We start from the raw sequence: 18,350 nt of genomic DNA, 5'->3' as shown, positions 1-18,350 counted from the left end.
GAAGTATGGGATTGAAAGCCAACGCGAGCAGGATGGACATTGAGGTAATAGAATAACCAAACTAGGCGACCACTGCGCCCGGCAGCAGATTCCTCACCCCTCCACCGGCGCGAGCAACCCCACCCCTCCATGATCCTCCTCACCACTTCGTCCATCCAAACCTGGCACGCCCACATCTACTTCGACGCCGCCACCCGCGACACCGCTTGGCAGCTCCGCGAGAAGATCGCGGCCCATTTCGGCGATGCCCTGCAACTCGGCCGGTTCCACGAGAAGCCCGTCGGCCCGCATCCAAAATGGTCGTACCAGCTCGCTTTCGAGCGCGCGCAATTTGCCGATATCGTCGAATGGCTGACGCTCAACCACGGCGTGCTAGATGTTTTCCTCCATCCAAACACCGGCGATTCGCTGCGAGACCATCGCGACGCGGCAGTGTGGATCGGCCACTCGCACAAGCTGGTGCTCGACATCTTCACTGCCTGACCGAAGCGTAAAAAGCGCTCCGCCCGGCTCAAGAACCCCGCGCATGCCTGAACCCGCCCGGCCCCACCCCGTACGCATCTTTAAACTTCTTGCTGAACGCCGATTCCGACTGATAACCGACATCGTCCGCAATCTCGCCAATGCTCTTCGATGTACGCGTCAGCAAGGTCCCAGCAAGCTGCATGCGAATGCGGGTGAGCAGAGACATCGGCGAGTCCTCGGTGAGTGCGCTGAACGTTCGCATGTAGGTGGCGCGTGACATCGCGGATTGCTGCGCCAGCATGTCGATCGTCCATCGCTCAGCGGGTCGTTCCAGCATGGCAATCACCGACGCCCCAAGCCGTGGATGCGCGAGCAACGCGAGCACATCGGTGGTGGATGGCTGCTGTTCAAGATGCGCCCGCAGCAACAGCGTGAACAACGCCGTAGAGAGCGCCGACACTATGGAATACGCGCCGGGCGCCGCCTCGCTCGCTTCCTTGCGCATCATGCCGACCATGCGGGTGAGGTCGGGGACATCGGCGCGGGCAAAGGACATTTTCACGAGATCCGGCAGCACGTCGATAAGCAATGCATTCGCCGCGTAGTTAAAGCGGCCGCATAACAAATCGAGACTCGCGGCATTCGGCCCGCAATTCGAGCGGACGGTCACTGCGCCGTTATGGCGGCTCTCCATCTCACCCTGTTCGCGGCCGTTAGCTAGTTCCACTCCCTGGAGCACGTGCGCATCGCCGCGCGGCAACATGACAATATCGCCGGTTTTCAGCAGCACGTCCGCTTTCCCGCGGAATTTGAGGAGACAACTTCCTTCCAGTACCACGTGGTACACCGCTTCGCTCGGCGGAGCGGGCGGATGATCCAGCGCCCACTGCCCGCTCAGAAGGCAGCGCAGGTCGAGCGCGCCTTGCAGGCGAGATAACTGGATCAGTCGGTCGAGTGCATCCATGGTTGAGCGAAGAGGGGCAAGTAGCAAGGCATTAACGGCGGCTTAGCGATCTTACCGGAGAAAAGAGCCCGCGATGATCGGCCGGAATTTGTGCGTACACCGCGCTCCCTACGCTATTCGTCTGCAATGAAAACCGGGCAATGAGACGAATGAGCATCCTTTCGAGCCGGTCCGGCATGGAGATTCAGCGCCCCGGCGTCTACATTTACGTCATGGCGGGGGCAGGGTTGCATCGAAACCAACCCGCTCTCTCGGCATAGTGCGAATCTGCCCATACGGGCTCGGTTCAGCTATGCGCAAACCTTTGAAAGGGAGCTGAAATGTCGACGATCGAACAATTCGAATATGTGTTTCTGGGCGGCGGAAAGGGCGGCAAGTCGCTGGCGATGGAACTCGCCAAAGCAGGCAAGCGCGTGGCGGTCGTCGAAGAAGGAATGATCGGTGGCTCCTGTATCAACGTGGCATGTATTCCGAGCAAGGCGCTGATTCAAACCGCGCGCATCATGCACGCCGTGCGATCCGCAGACATATTGAAGGGCGCCGCTCAAGACGCCAATGTAGATATGACGCAGGTTCATCGCCGCGTACGTGAAGTGGTGGATGGCATGGTGGATATCAACGCAAAAGCGTTCGAAGCATCGGGCTTTGACCTGATCCTCGGCACCGGACATTTCGTGGCGCCGCGCCGCATCCAGGTCGCGATGAACGATGGACGCGAACGCGTGGTCGAGGGCGAGCATGTGTTCATCAACACAGGGACGTACGCCGCGGTTCCGGATATTCCCGGCCTGCGCGACGCTGCGCCCATGACGCATGTTGAAGCACTCGAACTCGACTCGCTGCCGGAGCATCTGATCGTGATCGGCGGGGGATATATCGGGTTGGAAATGGCGCAGGCGTTTAGTCGTCTGGGCAGCAAAGTCACTGTAGTGCAAGAGGCGCCGCGTGTTGCCATGCGCGAGGACGCTGACGTCACGGATGCGATTCAATCGGTCCTTGCCAACGAAGGGGTCGACGTGAGGGTGTCGGTCAAGCCCTTGAAAGTCAGCGGGCGTTCCGGGCAATCCGTCACTGTCGAACTGAACGACGGCACGCAGGTGACGGGCACGCATGTGCTGGTCGCGACGGGCAGGGTGCCGCGTACGGCAGGTATAGGACTGGACGTGGCCGAAGTAGCGCTCGATGAACGTGGATTTATCAAAGTCGATGAACGTCTCGCGACGTCCGCAACGAACACATGGGCAATGGGTGAAGTAGCGGGCACGCCGATGTTCACGCATGCATCGTTCGATGACTATCGCGTGCTCAGGTCGCAACTCGCCGGCGGTAATCTGACCACGCGTGATCGCGTCATTCCGTACGCGATGTTCATCGAACCGGAGCTTGCACGTGTTGGTATCAACGAAAGCGATGCGCAACGGCAGGGCATCGCGGTGCGCGTGGCGAAACTGCCGATGGCGTCTATCCCGCGCGCTCGTACGACCGGTGACACGCACGGCTTTATGAAAGCGATTGTGGATACGCAATCGGACCGCATCCTTGGTTTCACGATGCTTGGTTCGAACGCCGGCGAAGTGGTTGCGGTGGTGCAGATGGCGATGCTCGGTAATCTCCCGTACACCGCTGTCCGGGACGCGATCCTCTCGCATCCGACTATCGCGGAAGGGCTGAACATGCTGTTCGCGAAGATCCCTGAGAGAGCGTAATTAGGTTTTCTCAGGGCGTAAATAATGCTTCAACTACGCACCCGTCCCGTCGATGCTCGTTGAACCAGTACGGGCTGGGGTGCGACACGCATGGGTGTTTCGCAGTGGCCGCCGCTTTCGATCAACGCCTCCAGCAGTTCTACAGCCATGGCAGCGGCGGCATCGGTAGGCACCGCAACGGTCGATAACCCCGGCCGTGATTCGCGTGCCAGTTGAATGTCGGTAATCCCGATGACCGACAGGTCGTCGGGAATACGCATGCCGCGGTCCGCTGCTGCGTGCATCGCGCCTAACGCCGGCAAGTCGTTGGTCGCGAAGATCGCGGTCAGGTGCTCGTGTTCCGTCAGCAACTCACACGCGGCTTCGTAGCCGCCTTGGACAGCGTCGCGCGTGAACCGCGCTTCCTGCTCCGGATGCGCGACTCCCGCAGCCTTCATCGTGTGACAAAAGCCGGCGTATCGCGCTGCCTGTACACCATCCGGCTGGCTCCCGATGATCGCGCCAATCCGTGTATGCCCGAGGTCCAGCAGATGCTGTGCGGCCAGGGCGCCGGCAGCAAAAAAGTCGACCGCGATGCAAGGCAATCCCGGCGATACCTCGGGACGTTCCCACATGCACAGCACGACCGGCGTGCCGCGTGCGCGCGTGGTGTGAAGATCATCGAAGTCGATTCGGGAGTTCATCACCAACACACCTTCCGACAACGTCCCCGCAATCTGGTCGAGGTACGCGCGGCTGATCACCGGATCTTCGTTCGTATTACATACGATCAGAAAACGTCCGTTCTTGCGCGCAGCCCGTTCTGCCGCCAGCGCAAACTCCGGATAAAACGGGTTCGCGATACTGGTCACCATCAGGGCGAGAGTAGGCGCGCTCCCTTCGGCCAGCGCCCGCGCTGTCAGGTGCGGCCGATAGCCCAATGCTTCCACTGCATCGAGCACCCGCTGACGCGTTGCGGCGCCCACCTTGCCGCGCTTGCGCAGCACATTGGAGACGGTTGCCGGCGTGACGCCGGCGCGTACAGCGACTTCGGCCAAAGTAGTCATCGAATCTCAAGACAAGGGTTAACGCGAGCACAACATCGGCTAAGTGCGGTGAACTGTCGCCGGTTTGGGCGCTTCGTCCAAATAGCTCTCTCGTCGTCCACATTTTGGGATGGCTTCCCGGCATTTGTATAAATCGGCCGACGCCGCTAAATTCGACACCCAAGGCAGCTAAAAAACATAGACGGAGACAGCCGGTCAAAGCGATCCCAAACACGGATCGTTTTTTCACAGGCAGAAGGTTAAGCGCTTAACCTTTCGTTGTCTCCCCGGTAAAACACGGAGACGTCGGCATGGCGAGCATCTCGTTACGATCGGTTCAAAAAGCGTATGGCGATCACGCACTCGTGATTCGCGATGTCGATCTGGAGATCGGCGAACACGAATTCTGCGTGTTCCTCGGTCCTTCCGGATGCGGCAAATCCACCTTGCTGCGCATGATCGCGGGTCTGGAAGACATCACGGACGGCGACCTGTATATCGACGGAAAACTCGTCAACGAAGTGCCGGCTGCACAGCGTGGCGTCGCGATGGTGTTCCAGAGTTACGCGCTCTTTCCGCACATGACCGTCTACCAGAACATGGCGTTCGGCCTGACGCTCGCGAAGACGCCGAAGGACGTAATCGATCAGAAAGTGAAGGAAGCGGCGCGCGTGCTCCAGCTTGAGGCCTTGCTGGAACGCAGGCCGAAAGAGTTGTCCGGCGGACAACGTCAACGCGTGGCGATCGGCCGGGCAATCGTTCGGAGTCCGAGCGTGTTTCTCTTCGATGAACCGCTCTCCAATCTCGATGCAACATTGCGTGGTCAAACGCGGGTCGAGATCGCGCGCCTGCACAAGCAGTTCAATACGGCGAGCGTTGTCTACGTCACTCATGACCAGATAGAAGCCATGACGCTCGCCGACAAGATCGTCCTGCTGCATGCAGGCGCGGATACGGCGAAGTACGGCAGCATCGCGCAAGTGGGGGCGCCGCTCGAGTTGTATCACCGGCCGAAAAGCCGCTTTGTGGCGGGGTTTATCGGCTCGCCGCGAATGAACTTCCTGCCTGCGCGGGTTGTATTGGGCAGCGCGGAAAGCGTGTCGATTGTCCTTGACGGAACGAACGAACGGCTTGAAGTCCACGCTAATGGCGAGGCCTTGCGGCCCGATCAGGCCGTCACGCTTGGCATTCGTCCTGAGCATCTTGAGCCGGCCGCAAGCGGCGGATCTACTCAACAAATCAGCCGCACAGTGTCGCTGGTCGAACAACTCGGCGAGCACAGCTATCTGCACCTCGATCAACCCGGCGGCGCAGTGCTAATCGCCAAGGCGCCCGGCGACAAGACGCCACGGCAAGGCGAGAGTGTTGTCTTTAATGTGCCGCCAGCTTCCTGTCATCTCTTCACCGAGGACGGCTTCGCCGTCACGTCGGCTGCTGTCCAACAATTTGCGTAGGAGCGCACCGTATGCGTCTTGGAGTCTGTTACTACCCGGAACACTGGCCCGAATCGATGTGGAAAGACGATGCGGCGCGCATGAAAGCGCTGGGCATCGATCGCGTCCGGATTGCAGAATTCGCGTGGAGCCGTATCGAGCCGTCGCCAGGTGAATACAACTGGGCTTGGCTGGACCGCGCTATCGATGTGCTTGGCGATGCGGGCCTAAAGGTCGTCATGTGCACGCCGACCGCGACGCCGCCGAAGTGGCTGATCGATCGTCATCCAGACATCCTGCCCATTGGTGCGGATGGCCGTCCGCGTGCGTTCGGCTCGCGTCGCCACTACGATTTTTCGTCGCCTTCGTACTTCGAGGCGTCGCAGAAGATTTGCACGGCGGTGGCCGAGCGTTACGGCAAGCATCCCGCCGTCGCGTTCTGGCAAACAGATAATGAGTTCGGCTGCCACAACACCGTAGTCAGCTATTCACCAGCCGCGTTGCAGCGTTTCAGAGGATGGCTGAAGCAACGCTACGGGACCATCGATGCGCTCAACACTGCATGGGGCACGGTTTTCTGGAGCATGGAGTTCCGCAGCTTCGACGAAATCGATCTGCCCGTTGGCACTGTGACGGAAGCCCATCCGACGCATCGCCTGGACTACCGGCGATTCGCTTCGGACGAAGTCGTGCGCTACAACCACATGCAGACCGAGATCATTCGCGCGCATTCGCCGCAGCGGCCGGTCGCGCACAACTTCATGCAGCTATTCACCGAGTTCGATCACTACAAGGTGGCTGCCGACCTCGATATCGCGACCTGGGACAGCTATCCGCTCGGCGCGCTGGAGGAGCAGTGGTTCGATCCGTCGATCAAGTCGAAGTGGCTGCGCACGGGGCATCCCGACTTCGCATCGTTCAATCACGATGTGTATCGCGGCATGTCGAAGCTGCCGTTCTGGGTGATGGAGCAGCAGCCGGGTCCGGTGAACTGGGCGCACTGGAATCCCGCGCCGCTGCCGGGCATGGTGCGTCTATGGAGTTGGGAAGCGTTCGCGCATGGCGCGGGGTGTGTATCGTATTTCCGCTGGCGGCAAGCGCCGTTCGCGCAGGAACAGATGCACGCGGGTCTGAACACACCGGATAACCGGCTCGATATGGGCGGCGCGGAAGCGTCGGTGGTGGCGAAGGAAATCGAGCAGGTGCTGGAGGCGGACGGTGAGTCGGCGGTATCCACCAAAGTTGCACTTGTTTGGGATTACGAAGCAAAGTGGTTATTCGAAATTCATCCGCAAGGTGCTGACTTTCACTATCCCCGTTTCGCGTTCGAGTACTACAGTGCGTTGCGCAGCCTTGGGCTTGATGTCGATGTGATCCCGGTGGATGCGCCACTGGACGGATACAAGATGATCGTTGTGCCGCCGCTGCCGGTGGTGCCTGCGGACTTTTCCGACAGGCTCGCGGCAAGCGGAGCGCAGGTTGTGCTCGGACCGCGCACGGGATCAAAGACGGTCAACCTGACCATCCCGAGCGCGTTGCCGCCGGGTGAAGGTCTTAGCAAATTGATGCCCATCCGCGTATGGCGCGTTGAATCGATGCGGCCGAACGTGACCGAAAAAGTGGACCAACGCGGTGAGGCGCGTCACTGGCGCGACTTCATCGAGACGAGCGACGGCGCGCAGATTGAAGCGACGTTCGCCGATGGGCACCCCGCCATTGTACGGTGCGGCTCGGTGCTCTACCTCGCCAGCCTCTTCGATGAAACCCTCACGCAGGACCTCTTTCTGAATGTGGCAAAAGCGGCCGGACTGGATGCCGCACCGCTGCCCGAGGGCATCCGGATCAGCCGGCGTGGTGGCTTGACCTATGTCTTCAATTACAACGCGACGCCGTACAGGATTCCGGCGGCCGCCAGTTTCATAGTGGGGCAGGAAGAGGTAGAACCGCAGGGCGTCGCGATTTATAGAGCATAGCTAGGCACACAACACTCATCGATGAGGAGACACGCATGAAAACCTTGATTCGCCACGGACTGACCGGCGTTGCGCTGGCCGTTGCAATATCCACAGCGAGCATTGCACAGGCAGGGACCTTGACCGCGAACATCGCGTTCAAAGGCGCAAGCCAGCGCGCGGTCTGGCAACAGACATTCGACGCCTTCAAGAAGGCGCATCCGGATATTGACGTAAAGGTGACCTTCGTCGATGAAGAAGCCTACAAGGTGCAATTGCCCGGCTGGCTCACAACGGTCTCGCCTGACATTGTCAACTGGCACAACGGCGAGCGCATGGCGTATTACGCGAAGCGCGGCTTGTTCGAGGATCTGACGCCTGACTGGAACAAGAACGGCTGGAACGGGATGTACGCGTCGACGAAGGAATCGTCCACGTACAACGGCAAGCAATATTCGGCGCCGACCGTGTATTACGCCTGGGGCATGTTCTACCGGAAGGACTTGTTCCAGAAGGTTGGAATCACGGCAGAACCTAAGACGTGGCCCGAATTCCTCGATGCCTGCAAGAAGCTGAAGGCAGCGGGCATTGCACCGGTCGCGGTGGCAGGGCGCGATGCATGGACACTCGCCGGCTGGTTCGATTATCTCGACCTGCGCATCAACGGCAACGCGTTTCATCAGAAGTTGATGGCAGGCGATATTGCCTACACGGACCCGCGCGTGAAGAAGGTCTACACGGCGTGGAAGGACTTGATTGATAACAAGGTGTTCATCGACAACTCGCTGTCCTACGACCTCGATGCGGTGCAGCCGTTCCTGTTCCAGGGCAAGGCCGCCATGATGCTGATGGGCACGTTCATTACCGGCGGATTCCCGGAGAACATCAAGCCGCAGATGGGCTTCTTCCAGTTCCCGATTATCGACAGCAACGTGCCGACCGCTGAAGATGGCCCGGTGGAATCGTTGCATATTCCGTCGAAGGCGAAGAACAAGGCGGACGCACACACGTTCCTGGCATTCGCGGAAACGCCGGACATCAGCGCGCAACTGGCGAAGGGATTGGGGTCGTTGCCGGCAAACAGCAAGGCGCCGGAACCGGACGATCCCATCTCGAAGATCGGCTTCCAGATCCTCTCGCAGACGAAGGGTGGCATCGCGCAATTCTACGACCGCGACATGACCAAGGAGATGGCCGACGAAGGCATGAAGGGCATGCAGCAGTTCGTGTCAGACCCGACGCAGCTTGACGCGATCCTGGCGCAGCTCGAAGCCACGCGCAAGCGTATCTACAAGAAGTAGTGTAAGACGGCGGCCCGCAAATACCGCGAGCCGCCTCGGCGATCAGGAGAGCACGTCATGTCCGAAACCCTCAGCGTTCCGGCGATAAAAACAAAGCGCCGCAGAAAGATGTCGGCCACTGCGCGTCAGCAGCGGCTGGCCGCATTCCTGTTCCTCGCGCCGGCTTGCATCATGGTGGCGATCTACGTGATCTGGCCGATTTTCTCCAGCCTCAGGCTCAGCTTTTATAACTGGGATGGGATGACGGAGAAGACATTTATCGGTTTCGATAACTACGTCGAACTCTTCCATGCGCCTACGTTCTATACCGCGCTCAAGAACAATGTCTTGTGGCTGATCCTGTTCCTGATGGCGCCGCCGATGGGTCTCGCCGTTGCGTTGTACCTGAACCAGGCTGTGCGTGGCATTCGCATGGTGAAGTCGCTGTTCTTCGCGCCGTTCGTGTTGTCCGGCGTGGTGGTCGGCCTGATGTTCAGCTGGTTCTACGATCCGACCTTCGGCTTGCTGAAGCTGATCCTCGGTCATGGCGTGCCGGTACTTGGCGATCCGCATTACGTGACCTTTGGCATCATCTTTGCCGCACTTTGGCCGCAGACTGCTTACTGCATGATCCTGTACCTGACCGGATTGACATCGCTTAATTCCGAGCAGATAGAAGCCGCTCGCATGGAAGGCGCGAAGGGCTGGACCATGTTGTGGCACGTCGTCCTGCCGCAGCTCCGTCCAACGACCTTCATGGCGATCGTGGTCACGATCATTGGCGCCCTGCGCAGCTTCGACCTGATCTCCGTCATGAGCGGCGGCGGCCCGTTCGAAAGCTCGACCGTGCTGGCGTATTACATGTACGACCAGGCGATCAAGTATTACCGCATCGGTTACTCCGCCGCGATCGCCGTGGTGCTCTTCGCGATCATGATGGTGTACATCGTTTATCACTTGCGCAGAATGTTGCGCACCGAGCAATAAGCAGGAGTACGTCATGTTTCCGATGCCCGTCGCCAAGTGGAAGCCCGTGAACCGGGCGCTTTACAAATTCTCGTTACCGGTCGCGCTGGTGATCTGGTTACTGCCGCTCATAGCGGTCATGGTGACGTCCATTCGTTCCTCCGATGAACTCGTCGAAGGCAATTACTGGGGCTGGCCACGGCACTTCTCGCTGATCGCCAACTATAGCGACGCGCTGACGACGTCACCAATGCTCCACTACATGTGGAACAGCGTGCTGATTACGGTACCGGCTGTGGTTGGCTCGATTGTGCTGGCTTCCATGGCGGGTTTTGCATTGGCGATCTATTCGTTCCGGGGTAACACCACGTTGTTCGCGGCCTTTGTCGCGGGGAATTTCGTGCCTATCCAGATACTGATGATCCCTGTGCGGGACCTGTCCTTGCAGTTGGGAATCTTCAATACCGTCGGCGCGCTGATCCTGTTTCACGTCGCGTTTCAGACCGGCTTTTGCGCGCTGTTCCTGCGCAATTTCATCAAGCAATTGCCGTTCGAGTTGGTGGAAGCCGCACGCATTGAAGGAGCGAATGAATGGACGGTGTTCTTTCGCATCGTCCTGCCGTTGATTCGTCCGGCATTGGCCGCGCTGGCAATTTTGGTCTTTACGTTCGTGTGGAACGACTACTTCTGGGCGCTGTGCCTCACTACGGGAGACGAGGCAGCGCCCATTACCGTGGGCGTCGCCGCGCTCAAGGGCCAGTGGGTGACGTCGTGGAACCTGGTCTCGGCGGGATCGATCCTGGCGGCGTTGCCGTCGGTCATGATGTTCTTCGCGATGCAGCGGCACTTCGTTGCAGGGCTGACGTTCGGGGCAACGAAGGGCTAGGGCGATGACTTATTCGTGCAACCACTCGTCGATCTGGATCACAACGTAGTCCGCTATGAGTTGTTGCAGGTGAGTCGCCGGATGATAAGCGTCGGCGAACATGTAGATGGCGTCAGCATGGGGTGAGACATATGTCGAGCGTGAGCAGAACAGCGCGCTGGTGTCATCGGCTTGAAACGCCGGCGGCAGGTTGGCGGGGGCGCATGCTACGTTGGTACCCACACTGCCGTCAAAGCGAAAGCCAAGCTGGCGATAGTTCTCCGACGTTTCATCGATGAACGCGAATGCGTCGATCCGCAACACGGCCGGCGATGAAGGAAGCGCTTCATCCAGCGCCGTGTTGAACACCTGCGACAGCCGCCGCAGCACTTTCGCGGAGCCCGGCAGTTGCTGCTCGGCCAGGTTTGCGATGGGCGCCTTGCTGATGTCCGGCACGTTTTGTACAACGATATGAGTGGCGCCATGTTGTTGCACGTTGTGCACCAACCCCGCAAATTGCTGCGCTGCCTGTCTCAGCGAAGGTAGCACCGCCTGCAACGAGGCGGCCGGATCGCCGCCGGTCGCAACCGATCCCGCCCATGCGCCATAGGCGTCCTGAACGTCATTGGCGCCGCCTTGCATCAGTACGAGCTGCTGTGCGGTGAAGCGTGTATGTGACTGGAGATAGGCGGTCACCTGTGAGGTCAGTGGCGTCTGCAACTCACCGGTGTCGCCGGTTGCATCGCCGGGATTCGGCGCCCCTGCGACCCGGGCACCGCCTTGGGCGTAGCCAAATCCTTCCGGATGAACCACGCTAGGTTGCCCGAAGCCGCCCGTCAACGCAGGCGTCAGGCCCGACCTATAATGTTCCGCGATAAGCTGCACGGAGATAGCGCCCGGATTCGTGGTGTACGTGCCGCCGCCGAATTTCCGGGCATACGCATAGGTGCCAACGTCCGAAAGACTATCCCCGAACGAGACGACCTGCTTGATGCTCCGTTGCGGAACGGCAGATTCGGCAGACTCGGCCAATGCGTTCGATGAAGGCGATAAACCGATGACACTGCATGTCAACGCAAGGAACGCTAAACGACGGACTGTCTGCATGGGGCGCTCCGGGGTGGTGTGGTGTACCGAAGAATAACCTTGTTTAATCGCCTATAACCAGCAAAAATCCCGCTAATTGGGCCGGTTTGCTTTATTCCTCAAAGACCCTCCAGTCCTGTCTCCAGCCCGCCGATATACCTTCGACAGAACGTACACGACGAGTCGGAGACAATCGGATGAAAATATTAAAAACGCCTGCCGTATCCCATTTCTCGGGAAATAACAGCCTCTTTAGCCGCATCAGCTTGCGTACCAGCATCACGCTCGTATTGACGGTTTTTGCCGGGCTGCTGATTGCGGTTAGCGCACTGGCTGGCGTCGCGCTTCAATCGAGCAACGCCGCGATTGAAAAGATGTACACGGAAGACACGCGCTCACTTCTTCAAATAAAAAGCAGCTATGAACGCGTCATGCATGCGCGTCTCGCGCTGGGCAGCTTTGCGGCGCTTTATGGACTAGGCGACGTTCAGCCGGCGTTGCTTGAAGGTGCGCATAACGACCTGCGTCAATCGGACGAGGAAGTGAAGGCATACCTCGCGAGCGCATCGGCTGACGATACAGAAACGGCACTGCGCTCCCGCTTTGTCGCCGCCCGTCAGAAGTACTTGCACGACGGTCTGGAAGCCTCATTCAATGCGCTGGGTAACAGCGATTTCTCGGCCTACAAGTCGCTGCAGGGCGCTGAAACGGAAGCGCTGGCCAATGACTTTGGCGCGCAGGTGGCTGCATTGGAAGGGGTTCTCACCGAGCGTCAGAAGGCACGCTATACCCATGCTCAAGACCGCTTCCACATGATGCTCTGGCTTCTTGCTGCAGCGGCGTGCGCGTCGGTGGTGATCGGTACATTCGCGCGTCATGCATTGCTTAACGCAATCGTCAAACCGGTCGGGCAAGCGATTCGCCAGTTTCAACGGATCGCTGCGGGCGACCTGACGAATCCCGTCGATATCGGCCGCGACAACGAGATGGGCGCGCTATTGCGTGCGCTTGAGCAGATGCAGCAATCGCTGGTTGAGACGGTGACGACCGTGCGCGCCAGTACCGAGTCGATCAACGTCGGGGCGACGGAAATCGCTAGCGGCAACAACGACCTTTCCATTCGGACAGAGCAACAGGCGGCGTCGCTGGAAACCACGGCGAGCAGCATGGAGCAAATCACCGCGACGGCGAAGGCGAGCTTCGAGAGCGCCCGGCAAGCGAGAGAGATGGCGACGACAGCATCGGAAATGGCGGTCAAGGGAGGTGCAGTCGTCGGCAACGTGGTGACCACGATGCAAGGCATTGCCGCCCATTCGAAGAAAATTTCGGAGATCACGAGCGTGATCGACGGCATCGCTTTTCAGACGAACATCCTGGCGCTTAACGCGGCCGTGGAAGCGGCGCGTGCCGGCGAACAGGGGCGAGGTTTTGCGGTCGTGGCCGGCGAGGTGCGCAGTCTCGCGCAGCGCAGCGCATCGGCGGCTCAGGAGATCAAGATGCTCATCCAGGACTCGAGCGCGCATATCGACGCCGGATCGACGCTGGTGGAAAGCGCAGGGACGACCATCGGCAGCGTGGTGAGCGCCGTCGAACGTGTCTGCCAGATCGTGACGGAGATATCCGCTGCGGCGGGCGAACAAAGCAAGGGGATCGAGCAGGTCAATCTGGCGGTTGCGACCATGGACCAGAGCACGCAGCAAAACGCGGCGCTCGTCGAGGAAGCCGCCGCCGCGGCACAGTCCCTCAAGAGTCAGGCAAGAACGTTAAGCGAGGCTGTCGAGGTGTTTCGGCTTTGAGGCGTGTGCGTGGCACGCCTCGATTTTCAGCCGCGTTGTGATTCCATAGCCTGAAGCGTGTGGGCCAGGCCGTCCTCTGAGAAGACGGAATTGACCGCATCGCTCGCTGCGGCTGCGGCCTCTTCTGCGCGCGCAAGCATGGCGACCTTGTAAGCCTGGAGCGCTGCTCTCCAGTCTTCTGTTTGCGTCAAGGCTAGCGCGAGATCGGCGGCGTCCAGCATGGCGAGGTTAGCGCCATTGCCGCCGAAAGGAGACATCAAATGCGCTGCATCGCCCAACAATGTCACGCCCGGCCGATGCTCCCAGCGGTGACCAACGGGTAGCGCCTGGATGGTTCGCGGCGTTATCCTGTCGCCGCTCCGGTAGATGAGCTCGAGCAGATTCTCCGACCACCCCGCGAAGTGAGCCGCGATGCTTGCCCGTTTCGCGTCCGCTGAAGACAGATCCAGCCCACCCTTTTCGATCCAGTCTTCCGGCACGCGCATGGCCGCATAGACCGTGATGTGGGCGTTGGCGTCGCGGTGACCAATGAGCGCCTTGGAGTCTCCCACCGCGAACGTCAAGCCGCGCCCAATGAGGCTTGCCAGTTCGGGAAAACGGGTGTCGACGTCATCAATGCCCAACTCAAGGAACGTCACGCCGCTGTACACGGGTCGTGCTTCCGAAACGAGCGGCCGGACGCACGACCCTGCGCCATCGGCTCCGACGACGAGATCGACTGTCTCAGTTCGACCATGGCGGAACGCAAGTTCGAAGGTTCCATCGTCCTGAGCATGGATGGCGACAGGCGGGTGGTCCCATTGAACGGTATTGGGAGGGAGCGAATCCACCGGGCGATGATTCGACGTTCAGATACGTACGATGAATATGGATTAGATGGGAGATTATTTTCGGCGCGTGACGGCCGATTGTGATTGCTCTATTGCAGGGAAAGCGACCAGTGCTAACCGGGGCTTAGCAGGCACGACGTTGAGCGTCACATGACGTCGCGCGACAGGTGAACGCTATGCACCAAGCCAGCCCCTTTTACGGCGGCTGGCTTGGCGCGACAGGAAATCAGGCCTGTGTTCCGGCACTGTCCGCGTCGTCCGGACTGGCTTCGTCCTCTTTCTTTTCTACCAGCGACTCCAGAGCGCCAGCGCCTTTAAAGCCGGCGACGGCCGCAATCCCTTTCGTCAGAATTGAAGCATCCGGATCGACCTTGTCCGTCGCTTCCACTGCCGCGATTGCACCCGCGACCTTACCTACTTCATCCAGAAAGCCCATATCGATCACCGTATATATAAAACGTGAACGCGCACTATTTCACGTTCACGCATATCAAAGGACGTCGCGGTTGGAATCTTCAGCGGCATCTTCCACCGGCGACACTTTCTTCCTATTTCAGCCTCGTCGACAAATACGCCCATTTGAAGTGCGCGACAACGAGGGGCATGTCTTACATTGATGACGGAAGTCTAACCGGCATCGTCAATGACAATATCACTGAGCGGACCGCGGCACTGTAAATTCTTGTCATGGGCCTTCGCGGTTGTTCTTCAGTTCAGTTCCACTGCATGCGGCAGCCATCCAGATCATCTTGATGGCATCGGCGCGTACGCACCTTTCATATGCCTTCTCATCACCCTCCGCACATCTTTTGGGCGCGCTGTAACCGTTGCCGGTAATTGGGCGAAATACCCTATGAAGCGCCTGTACTCAAGCGTCCTCTGGACTGGCAGGCACGTTTGCAGATCAACGGTCGATAAATGACCTTTTTGGAGAGTAATGATGAAACTGAACAAGTTAATGATGGTCATGACCGTAGCGGCCCTTGGTGTGTCCACGCTGGCGAGCGCGCAATCCGTGCAGCCTGTGGACGGAAACGCAATGGCGGTGACATCGAATCAAGGTCCGAAAACACGCGAGCAAGTGCGTGCTGAACTGGCCCACGCTCGTATGGATGGCACCATCTCACGTTTCGGTAACCCTGATCCGTATGGACCGGGGGGCACGCCGAATTTCTCCCGCCATTAAGCAACGGGCAGGGCAAGGTACCAAGCGCAGCCCGTCAGTTACTGCAAGGCCGGCCGGAACGATCAGAGTACCCGAAGGATGATTGACACCGCCTTCCAACTGTATGGATACACGCCAATTATGTAGTCATCCTTATATTTTTACTTTAACCACGAAACTGGAGATCTGATGAAATCGATTCGAAAAATCATCCTGTGCGCGATGCTTCCGCTGTCGTTGGCAACCGGCCTCGCGCATGCTCAGGGAATTGGGCACGCCGGCATGTACCTGATGCCGCAGGACTATCAAATGATGATGGACAAGTTGACGCCCGAGCAACGGACCCAGGCCATCACCATTCAGCAGAAAATGATGCAAATGGAAATGGACCACAAGGAAGCCATGGCGCAAATGGAGATGAAGCACGAGCACGAAATGATGCAGATGCAGAACCAGCTGCTGGATCTGTTCAAGGGCCACTAGCCCTGGCCGTCGACAATCTACCGAGGCTGCTTCGGTAACCCCAACGCCGGGGCGACGCAGATTGGCCGGTTGCATGTCGGCGATTAATGCGCATTGCATCCGGTATTGCCCCGCAGGAGTAGCAGACATGTCTTTCGATCATCCCTCTATAGCCGGTTCATCGGGATTGACCGCCTTCGTATTTGCGGGCGGTGGCAGCCTCGGCGCGATCGAGGTCGGCATGCTGCGCGAGTTGCTCGACCGGGGCGTGCGTCCGGATTGCGTGATAGGCGCGTCGGCGGGCGCCATCAATGCGGCGTATTTTGCCGGCCGGCCTAACGCCGAGGGCGTCGCCAAGCTCGAATTGCTATGGTGCCGCATCAGGCGGCGAGACATCATGCCGCTCAGCATGTTTGGGCTGTTCGAGATGATGCTGCGTCGCCGTTCCAATCTCGTTGAAGCAACAGCGCTGCGCATCCTGCTGGAAAACAATTTGCCGTACCAGCGACTGGAGCAAGCGACCATACCGCTTCACGTCGTCGCGACCAACATGCTGAGCGGCAACGAGGTCGTCCTATCGTCTGGCCCGGTGGTGGATGCCGTCCTGGCAAGCGCCGCGATTCCCGGCGTGTTTCCGCCGGTGCGCATTAACGGAGTCGATCTGGTCGATGGCGGCGTGGCCAACAATACGCCGATCTCGGTAGCCATCGGGCTCGGCGCGACGCGCATCATCGTGTTGCCGGCCGGCTTTGCCTGTGCGCTGCACAAGCCGCCGGCCAATGCGATCGCGCAGGCCATTCATGCGCTGACGCTGATCATCGCGCGGCAGCTTGTGCGTGATCTGGCGTTCTATTCATCGCGTGCGGAGATCTTTGTCGTTCCGCCCTTGTGTCCGCTCGACGTATCGCCTTACGACTACACCCAGTGCGATCGCCTGATCGAGCGTGCGGCTGTGCAAACACGTGCGTGGTTAAGCGATGGTGGTCTCGAACGCGGGGTTATCCCGGCTCAACTGCACGAGCACGCGCATGCCGAGGCGATTTAGCAAACGGAAAGCCGCGCCATTAAAAAGACGATTGCGCTGCATCTGAACGTGGACGCCTTACGTATCTCGTCTAACGTTATCCAAAGCTTCGGGCATTTGAATTAAATACTGACTTATCGAGGGATCCGCTTGCGAATGCGGATAGGCCGTGCTTTGCCAAGTTTTGCCTGGCTAAGGAGTAAGCGATGCGCAACGACCTCACTGAGTTCGAGCTTAACTGGCTTCTTGAACTAGCAATAAATGGCGATGCTGCGGTGCCCCCGGCTCTTTTGAAGCGCCTTCGCGAACTGGGCTATGCGGAACAAGTATTTTCCCGGATCCAGGCGTCGGATCTCGGTCGTGAACGATTGCTGGCTAGGGCGCGAGGCGCTTTCGTGCCGCACGCGTAAGCTTGACGGCTATCTGATATTAAGTGCCTTGCGTATTTCCGCGTGTAGCACGGGCCATACCGGTGAGTTCACCGACACTTCATCGTAGTGGCTAGCATCGGGAACAACGATGATCAATACGTCATTGCCCGCGCCACGGGCCAGCGCCGCATAGCGCGCTGCAAGATCGGGCGGCGCGACCGTGTCCAGTTCACCGTTGATCAACACGGTGCGTGCTCCTGAGGGCAGCATGGCGGTGGGGGATGTGTCGGCCAGCACGTCTTGCCTGCCGGCTTGCGGCGTACCTGTAAGCGCAATGGGGTTGAGCCCGCACGCGCGTTCGATCGACCGGGTATCGTGTAAATCGGGTAACGTGCCCAGGCCTATGACTGCTGGAATGGGCAACGGTGTTGCTGCGTAGAGCGGACTTGCCGGGCTGATACGCGCCTGTGCGGCGGCCCATTGCGCGAGTTGTGCGCCTGCCGAATGACCGACTGCCACAAGGCGAGTCAAGTCGATATCAAGCGCGGACGACTGATCCCTTAGCGTGTCCAACGCGGCTGCGATGTCCTCATAGGTGCCGGGAAAACCACCGCCGTCTTCATCTACGCCTCTGTATTCAATGCTCCAAACGGCGATCCCTTCGTTCGCTAACGTCCGGCCCATTGCAGCGACCTGGGTCAGACCACCATATTTGTGCGCCCAGCATCCACCGTGAATTAATACGACCACGGGATAGGGACCCGCGCCGGTCGGCCGGAACAACTCGACAAATTGCGACTGTGCCGGGCCATATGCGATACGCGCGTCAGGAGGGGGACCCGCCAAGGCAAGGTAATCCTGAAGTCGCATTGGCACCGCGATCGCCTGTGACGAAAACGAAACCAGCACGGTAAGCAACGCGACTATTAGTCGGCGATCAATTCGCATCATGACGCAGCG

At 59.3% G+C, this 18,350-nt stretch carries 18 protein-coding genes; 12 read left to right on the top strand and 6 right to left on the bottom strand.

The genetic code is table 11. The features are described 5' to 3' along the window. The first annotated feature begins 129 nt into the window (after positions 1-129). Complete coding sequence (locus tag GSQ93_RS22945; protein ID WP_158937933.1) at positions 130-483, top strand: DOPA 4,5-dioxygenase family protein; 354 nt, start codon at positions 130-132, stop codon at positions 481-483. Between the two features lie 28 nt (positions 484-511). Here the strand turns inward: GSQ93_RS22945 and GSQ93_RS22940 are convergent, their stop codons facing one another. Continuing rightward, a complete protein-coding gene (locus GSQ93_RS22940; RefSeq protein WP_158937932.1) occupies positions 512-1,429 on the bottom strand; it encodes an AraC family transcriptional regulator in 918 nt (305 codons plus the stop codon). Positions 1,430-1,749: 320 nt separating this feature from the next. On the opposite strand from GSQ93_RS22940, the gene GSQ93_RS22935 reads away from it, so the two are divergent. Continuing rightward, positions 1,750-3,135 carry an NAD(P)/FAD-dependent oxidoreductase gene (locus tag GSQ93_RS22935; RefSeq protein WP_158937931.1) on the top strand — a complete coding sequence of 462 codons (1,386 nt, stop codon included), beginning with the start codon at positions 1,750-1,752 and terminating at the stop codon, positions 3,133-3,135. 29 nt (positions 3,136-3,164) lie between these two features. Here the strand turns inward: GSQ93_RS22935 and GSQ93_RS22930 are convergent, their stop codons facing one another. Next, positions 3,165-4,181 (bottom strand): LacI family DNA-binding transcriptional regulator, encoded by a 1,017-nt coding sequence (locus tag GSQ93_RS22930; protein WP_158937930.1) that lies wholly within the window; start codon positions 4,179-4,181, stop codon positions 3,165-3,167. A gap of 290 nt (positions 4,182-4,471) precedes the next feature. On the opposite strand from GSQ93_RS22930, the gene GSQ93_RS22925 reads away from it, so the two are divergent. Genes GSQ93_RS22925 through GSQ93_RS22905 form a run of 5 tightly spaced genes read left to right on the top strand, consistent with a single transcriptional unit; the run spans position 4,472 to position 10,677 of the window. Then, positions 4,472-5,614, top strand: a complete 1,143-nt coding sequence (locus tag GSQ93_RS22925; RefSeq protein ID WP_158937929.1) for an ABC transporter ATP-binding protein — start codon at positions 4,472-4,474, stop codon at positions 5,612-5,614. A gap of 11 nt (positions 5,615-5,625) precedes the next feature. Next, positions 5,626-7,566: a beta-galactosidase gene (locus GSQ93_RS22920; protein ID WP_158937928.1), complete on the top strand. Its 1,941-nt coding sequence runs from the start codon at positions 5,626-5,628 to the stop codon at positions 7,564-7,566. A 35-nt stretch (positions 7,567-7,601) separates the two neighbouring features. After that, a complete protein-coding gene (locus GSQ93_RS22915) occupies positions 7,602-8,846 on the top strand; it encodes an ABC transporter substrate-binding protein (RefSeq protein ID WP_158937927.1) in 1,245 nt (414 codons plus the stop codon). Positions 8,847-8,903: 57 nt separating this feature from the next. Then, positions 8,904-9,812, top strand: coding sequence for a carbohydrate ABC transporter permease (locus GSQ93_RS22910; RefSeq protein ID WP_158937926.1), 909 nt, complete (start codon positions 8,904-8,906; stop codon positions 9,810-9,812). A gap of 13 nt (positions 9,813-9,825) precedes the next feature. After that, positions 9,826-10,677, top strand: a complete 852-nt coding sequence (locus GSQ93_RS22905) for a carbohydrate ABC transporter permease (RefSeq protein WP_158937925.1) — start codon at positions 9,826-9,828, stop codon at positions 10,675-10,677. 9 nt (positions 10,678-10,686) lie between these two features. On the opposite strand, the gene GSQ93_RS22900 is transcribed toward GSQ93_RS22905, so the two are convergent. Continuing rightward, a complete protein-coding gene (locus tag GSQ93_RS22900) occupies positions 10,687-11,763 on the bottom strand; it encodes an SGNH/GDSL hydrolase family protein (RefSeq protein WP_158937924.1) in 1,077 nt (358 codons plus the stop codon). A 176-nt stretch (positions 11,764-11,939) separates the two neighbouring features. Between GSQ93_RS22900 and GSQ93_RS38545 the strand changes: the two genes are divergently transcribed. Further along, a complete protein-coding gene (locus tag GSQ93_RS38545; protein WP_158937923.1) occupies positions 11,940-13,538 on the top strand; it encodes a methyl-accepting chemotaxis protein in 1,599 nt (532 codons plus the stop codon). A gap of 26 nt (positions 13,539-13,564) precedes the next feature. On the opposite strand, the gene GSQ93_RS22890 is transcribed toward GSQ93_RS38545, so the two are convergent. Then, complete coding sequence (locus GSQ93_RS22890; protein WP_158937922.1) at positions 13,565-14,368, bottom strand: NAD(P)/FAD-dependent oxidoreductase; 804 nt, start codon at positions 14,366-14,368, stop codon at positions 13,565-13,567. Positions 14,369-14,594: 226 nt separating this feature from the next. After that, positions 14,595-14,804, bottom strand: a complete 210-nt coding sequence (locus GSQ93_RS22885) for a hypothetical protein (protein ID WP_158937921.1) — start codon at positions 14,802-14,804, stop codon at positions 14,595-14,597. A gap of 501 nt (positions 14,805-15,305) precedes the next feature. Here GSQ93_RS22885 and GSQ93_RS22880 point away from each other — a divergent pair. From GSQ93_RS22880 to GSQ93_RS22865, 4 genes are all read left to right on the top strand, one after another. Then, positions 15,306-15,554 carry a DUF4148 domain-containing protein gene (locus GSQ93_RS22880; RefSeq protein WP_158937920.1) on the top strand — a complete coding sequence of 83 codons (249 nt, stop codon included), beginning with the start codon at positions 15,306-15,308 and terminating at the stop codon, positions 15,552-15,554. Between the two features lie 168 nt (positions 15,555-15,722). Then, complete coding sequence (locus GSQ93_RS22875) at positions 15,723-16,016, top strand: hypothetical protein (RefSeq protein ID WP_158937919.1); 294 nt, start codon at positions 15,723-15,725, stop codon at positions 16,014-16,016. Positions 16,017-16,143: 127 nt separating this feature from the next. Further along, positions 16,144-17,040, top strand: a complete 897-nt coding sequence (locus GSQ93_RS22870; RefSeq protein WP_158937918.1) for a patatin-like phospholipase family protein — start codon at positions 16,144-16,146, stop codon at positions 17,038-17,040. 185 nt (positions 17,041-17,225) lie between these two features. Next, positions 17,226-17,429 (top strand): hypothetical protein, encoded by a 204-nt coding sequence (locus GSQ93_RS22865; RefSeq protein ID WP_158937917.1) that lies wholly within the window; start codon positions 17,226-17,228, stop codon positions 17,427-17,429. A gap of 9 nt (positions 17,430-17,438) precedes the next feature. Here the strand turns inward: GSQ93_RS22865 and GSQ93_RS22860 are convergent, their stop codons facing one another. Next, the gene (locus GSQ93_RS22860) at positions 17,439-18,341 is read right to left on the bottom strand and encodes a S9 family peptidase (RefSeq protein WP_254073996.1); all 903 of its coding nucleotides are present in this window, start codon (positions 18,339-18,341) and stop codon (positions 17,439-17,441) included. Positions 18,342-18,350: the final 9 nt, after the last annotated feature.

The sequence above is a fragment of the Burkholderia sp. S171 genome, assembly GCF_009766085.1.
Taxonomy (GTDB): Bacteria; Pseudomonadota; Gammaproteobacteria; order Burkholderiales; family Burkholderiaceae; genus Caballeronia.
This window is presented reverse-complemented; position numbering and strand designations above follow the sequence as displayed.

Coding starts and splice junctions, on each gene's coding strand:
- GSQ93_RS22930 (WP_158937930.1), bottom strand. CDS start 4,181: ATGACTACTTTGGCCGAAGTCGCTGTACGCGCCGGCGTCACGCCGGCA.
- GSQ93_RS22910 (WP_158937926.1), top strand. CDS start 8,904: ATGTCCGAAACCCTCAGCGTTCCGGCGATAAAAACAAAGCGCCGCAGA.
- GSQ93_RS22935 (WP_158937931.1), top strand. CDS start 1,750: ATGTCGACGATCGAACAATTCGAATATGTGTTTCTGGGCGGCGGAAAG.
- GSQ93_RS38545 (WP_158937923.1), top strand. CDS start 11,940: ATGAAAATATTAAAAACGCCTGCCGTATCCCATTTCTCGGGAAATAAC.
- GSQ93_RS22940 (WP_158937932.1), bottom strand. CDS start 1,429: ATGGATGCACTCGACCGACTGATCCAGTTATCTCGCCTGCAAGGCGCG.
- GSQ93_RS22880 (WP_158937920.1), top strand. CDS start 15,306: ATGATGAAACTGAACAAGTTAATGATGGTCATGACCGTAGCGGCCCTT.
- GSQ93_RS22925 (WP_158937929.1), top strand. CDS start 4,472: ATGGCGAGCATCTCGTTACGATCGGTTCAAAAAGCGTATGGCGATCAC.
- GSQ93_RS22920 (WP_158937928.1), top strand. CDS start 5,626: ATGCGTCTTGGAGTCTGTTACTACCCGGAACACTGGCCCGAATCGATG.
- GSQ93_RS22875 (WP_158937919.1), top strand. CDS start 15,723: ATGAAATCGATTCGAAAAATCATCCTGTGCGCGATGCTTCCGCTGTCG.
- GSQ93_RS22860 (WP_254073996.1), bottom strand. CDS start 18,341: ATGATGCGAATTGATCGCCGACTAATAGTCGCGTTGCTTACCGTGCTG.
- GSQ93_RS22945 (WP_158937933.1), top strand. CDS start 130: ATGATCCTCCTCACCACTTCGTCCATCCAAACCTGGCACGCCCACATC.
- GSQ93_RS22915 (WP_158937927.1), top strand. CDS start 7,602: ATGAAAACCTTGATTCGCCACGGACTGACCGGCGTTGCGCTGGCCGTT.
- GSQ93_RS22865 (WP_158937917.1), top strand. CDS start 17,226: ATGCGCAACGACCTCACTGAGTTCGAGCTTAACTGGCTTCTTGAACTA.
- GSQ93_RS22885 (WP_158937921.1), bottom strand. CDS start 14,804: ATGGGCTTTCTGGATGAAGTAGGTAAGGTCGCGGGTGCAATCGCGGCA.
- GSQ93_RS22900 (WP_158937924.1), bottom strand. CDS start 11,763: ATGCAGACAGTCCGTCGTTTAGCGTTCCTTGCGTTGACATGCAGTGTC.
- GSQ93_RS22870 (WP_158937918.1), top strand. CDS start 16,144: ATGTCTTTCGATCATCCCTCTATAGCCGGTTCATCGGGATTGACCGCC.
- GSQ93_RS22905 (WP_158937925.1), top strand. CDS start 9,826: ATGTTTCCGATGCCCGTCGCCAAGTGGAAGCCCGTGAACCGGGCGCTT.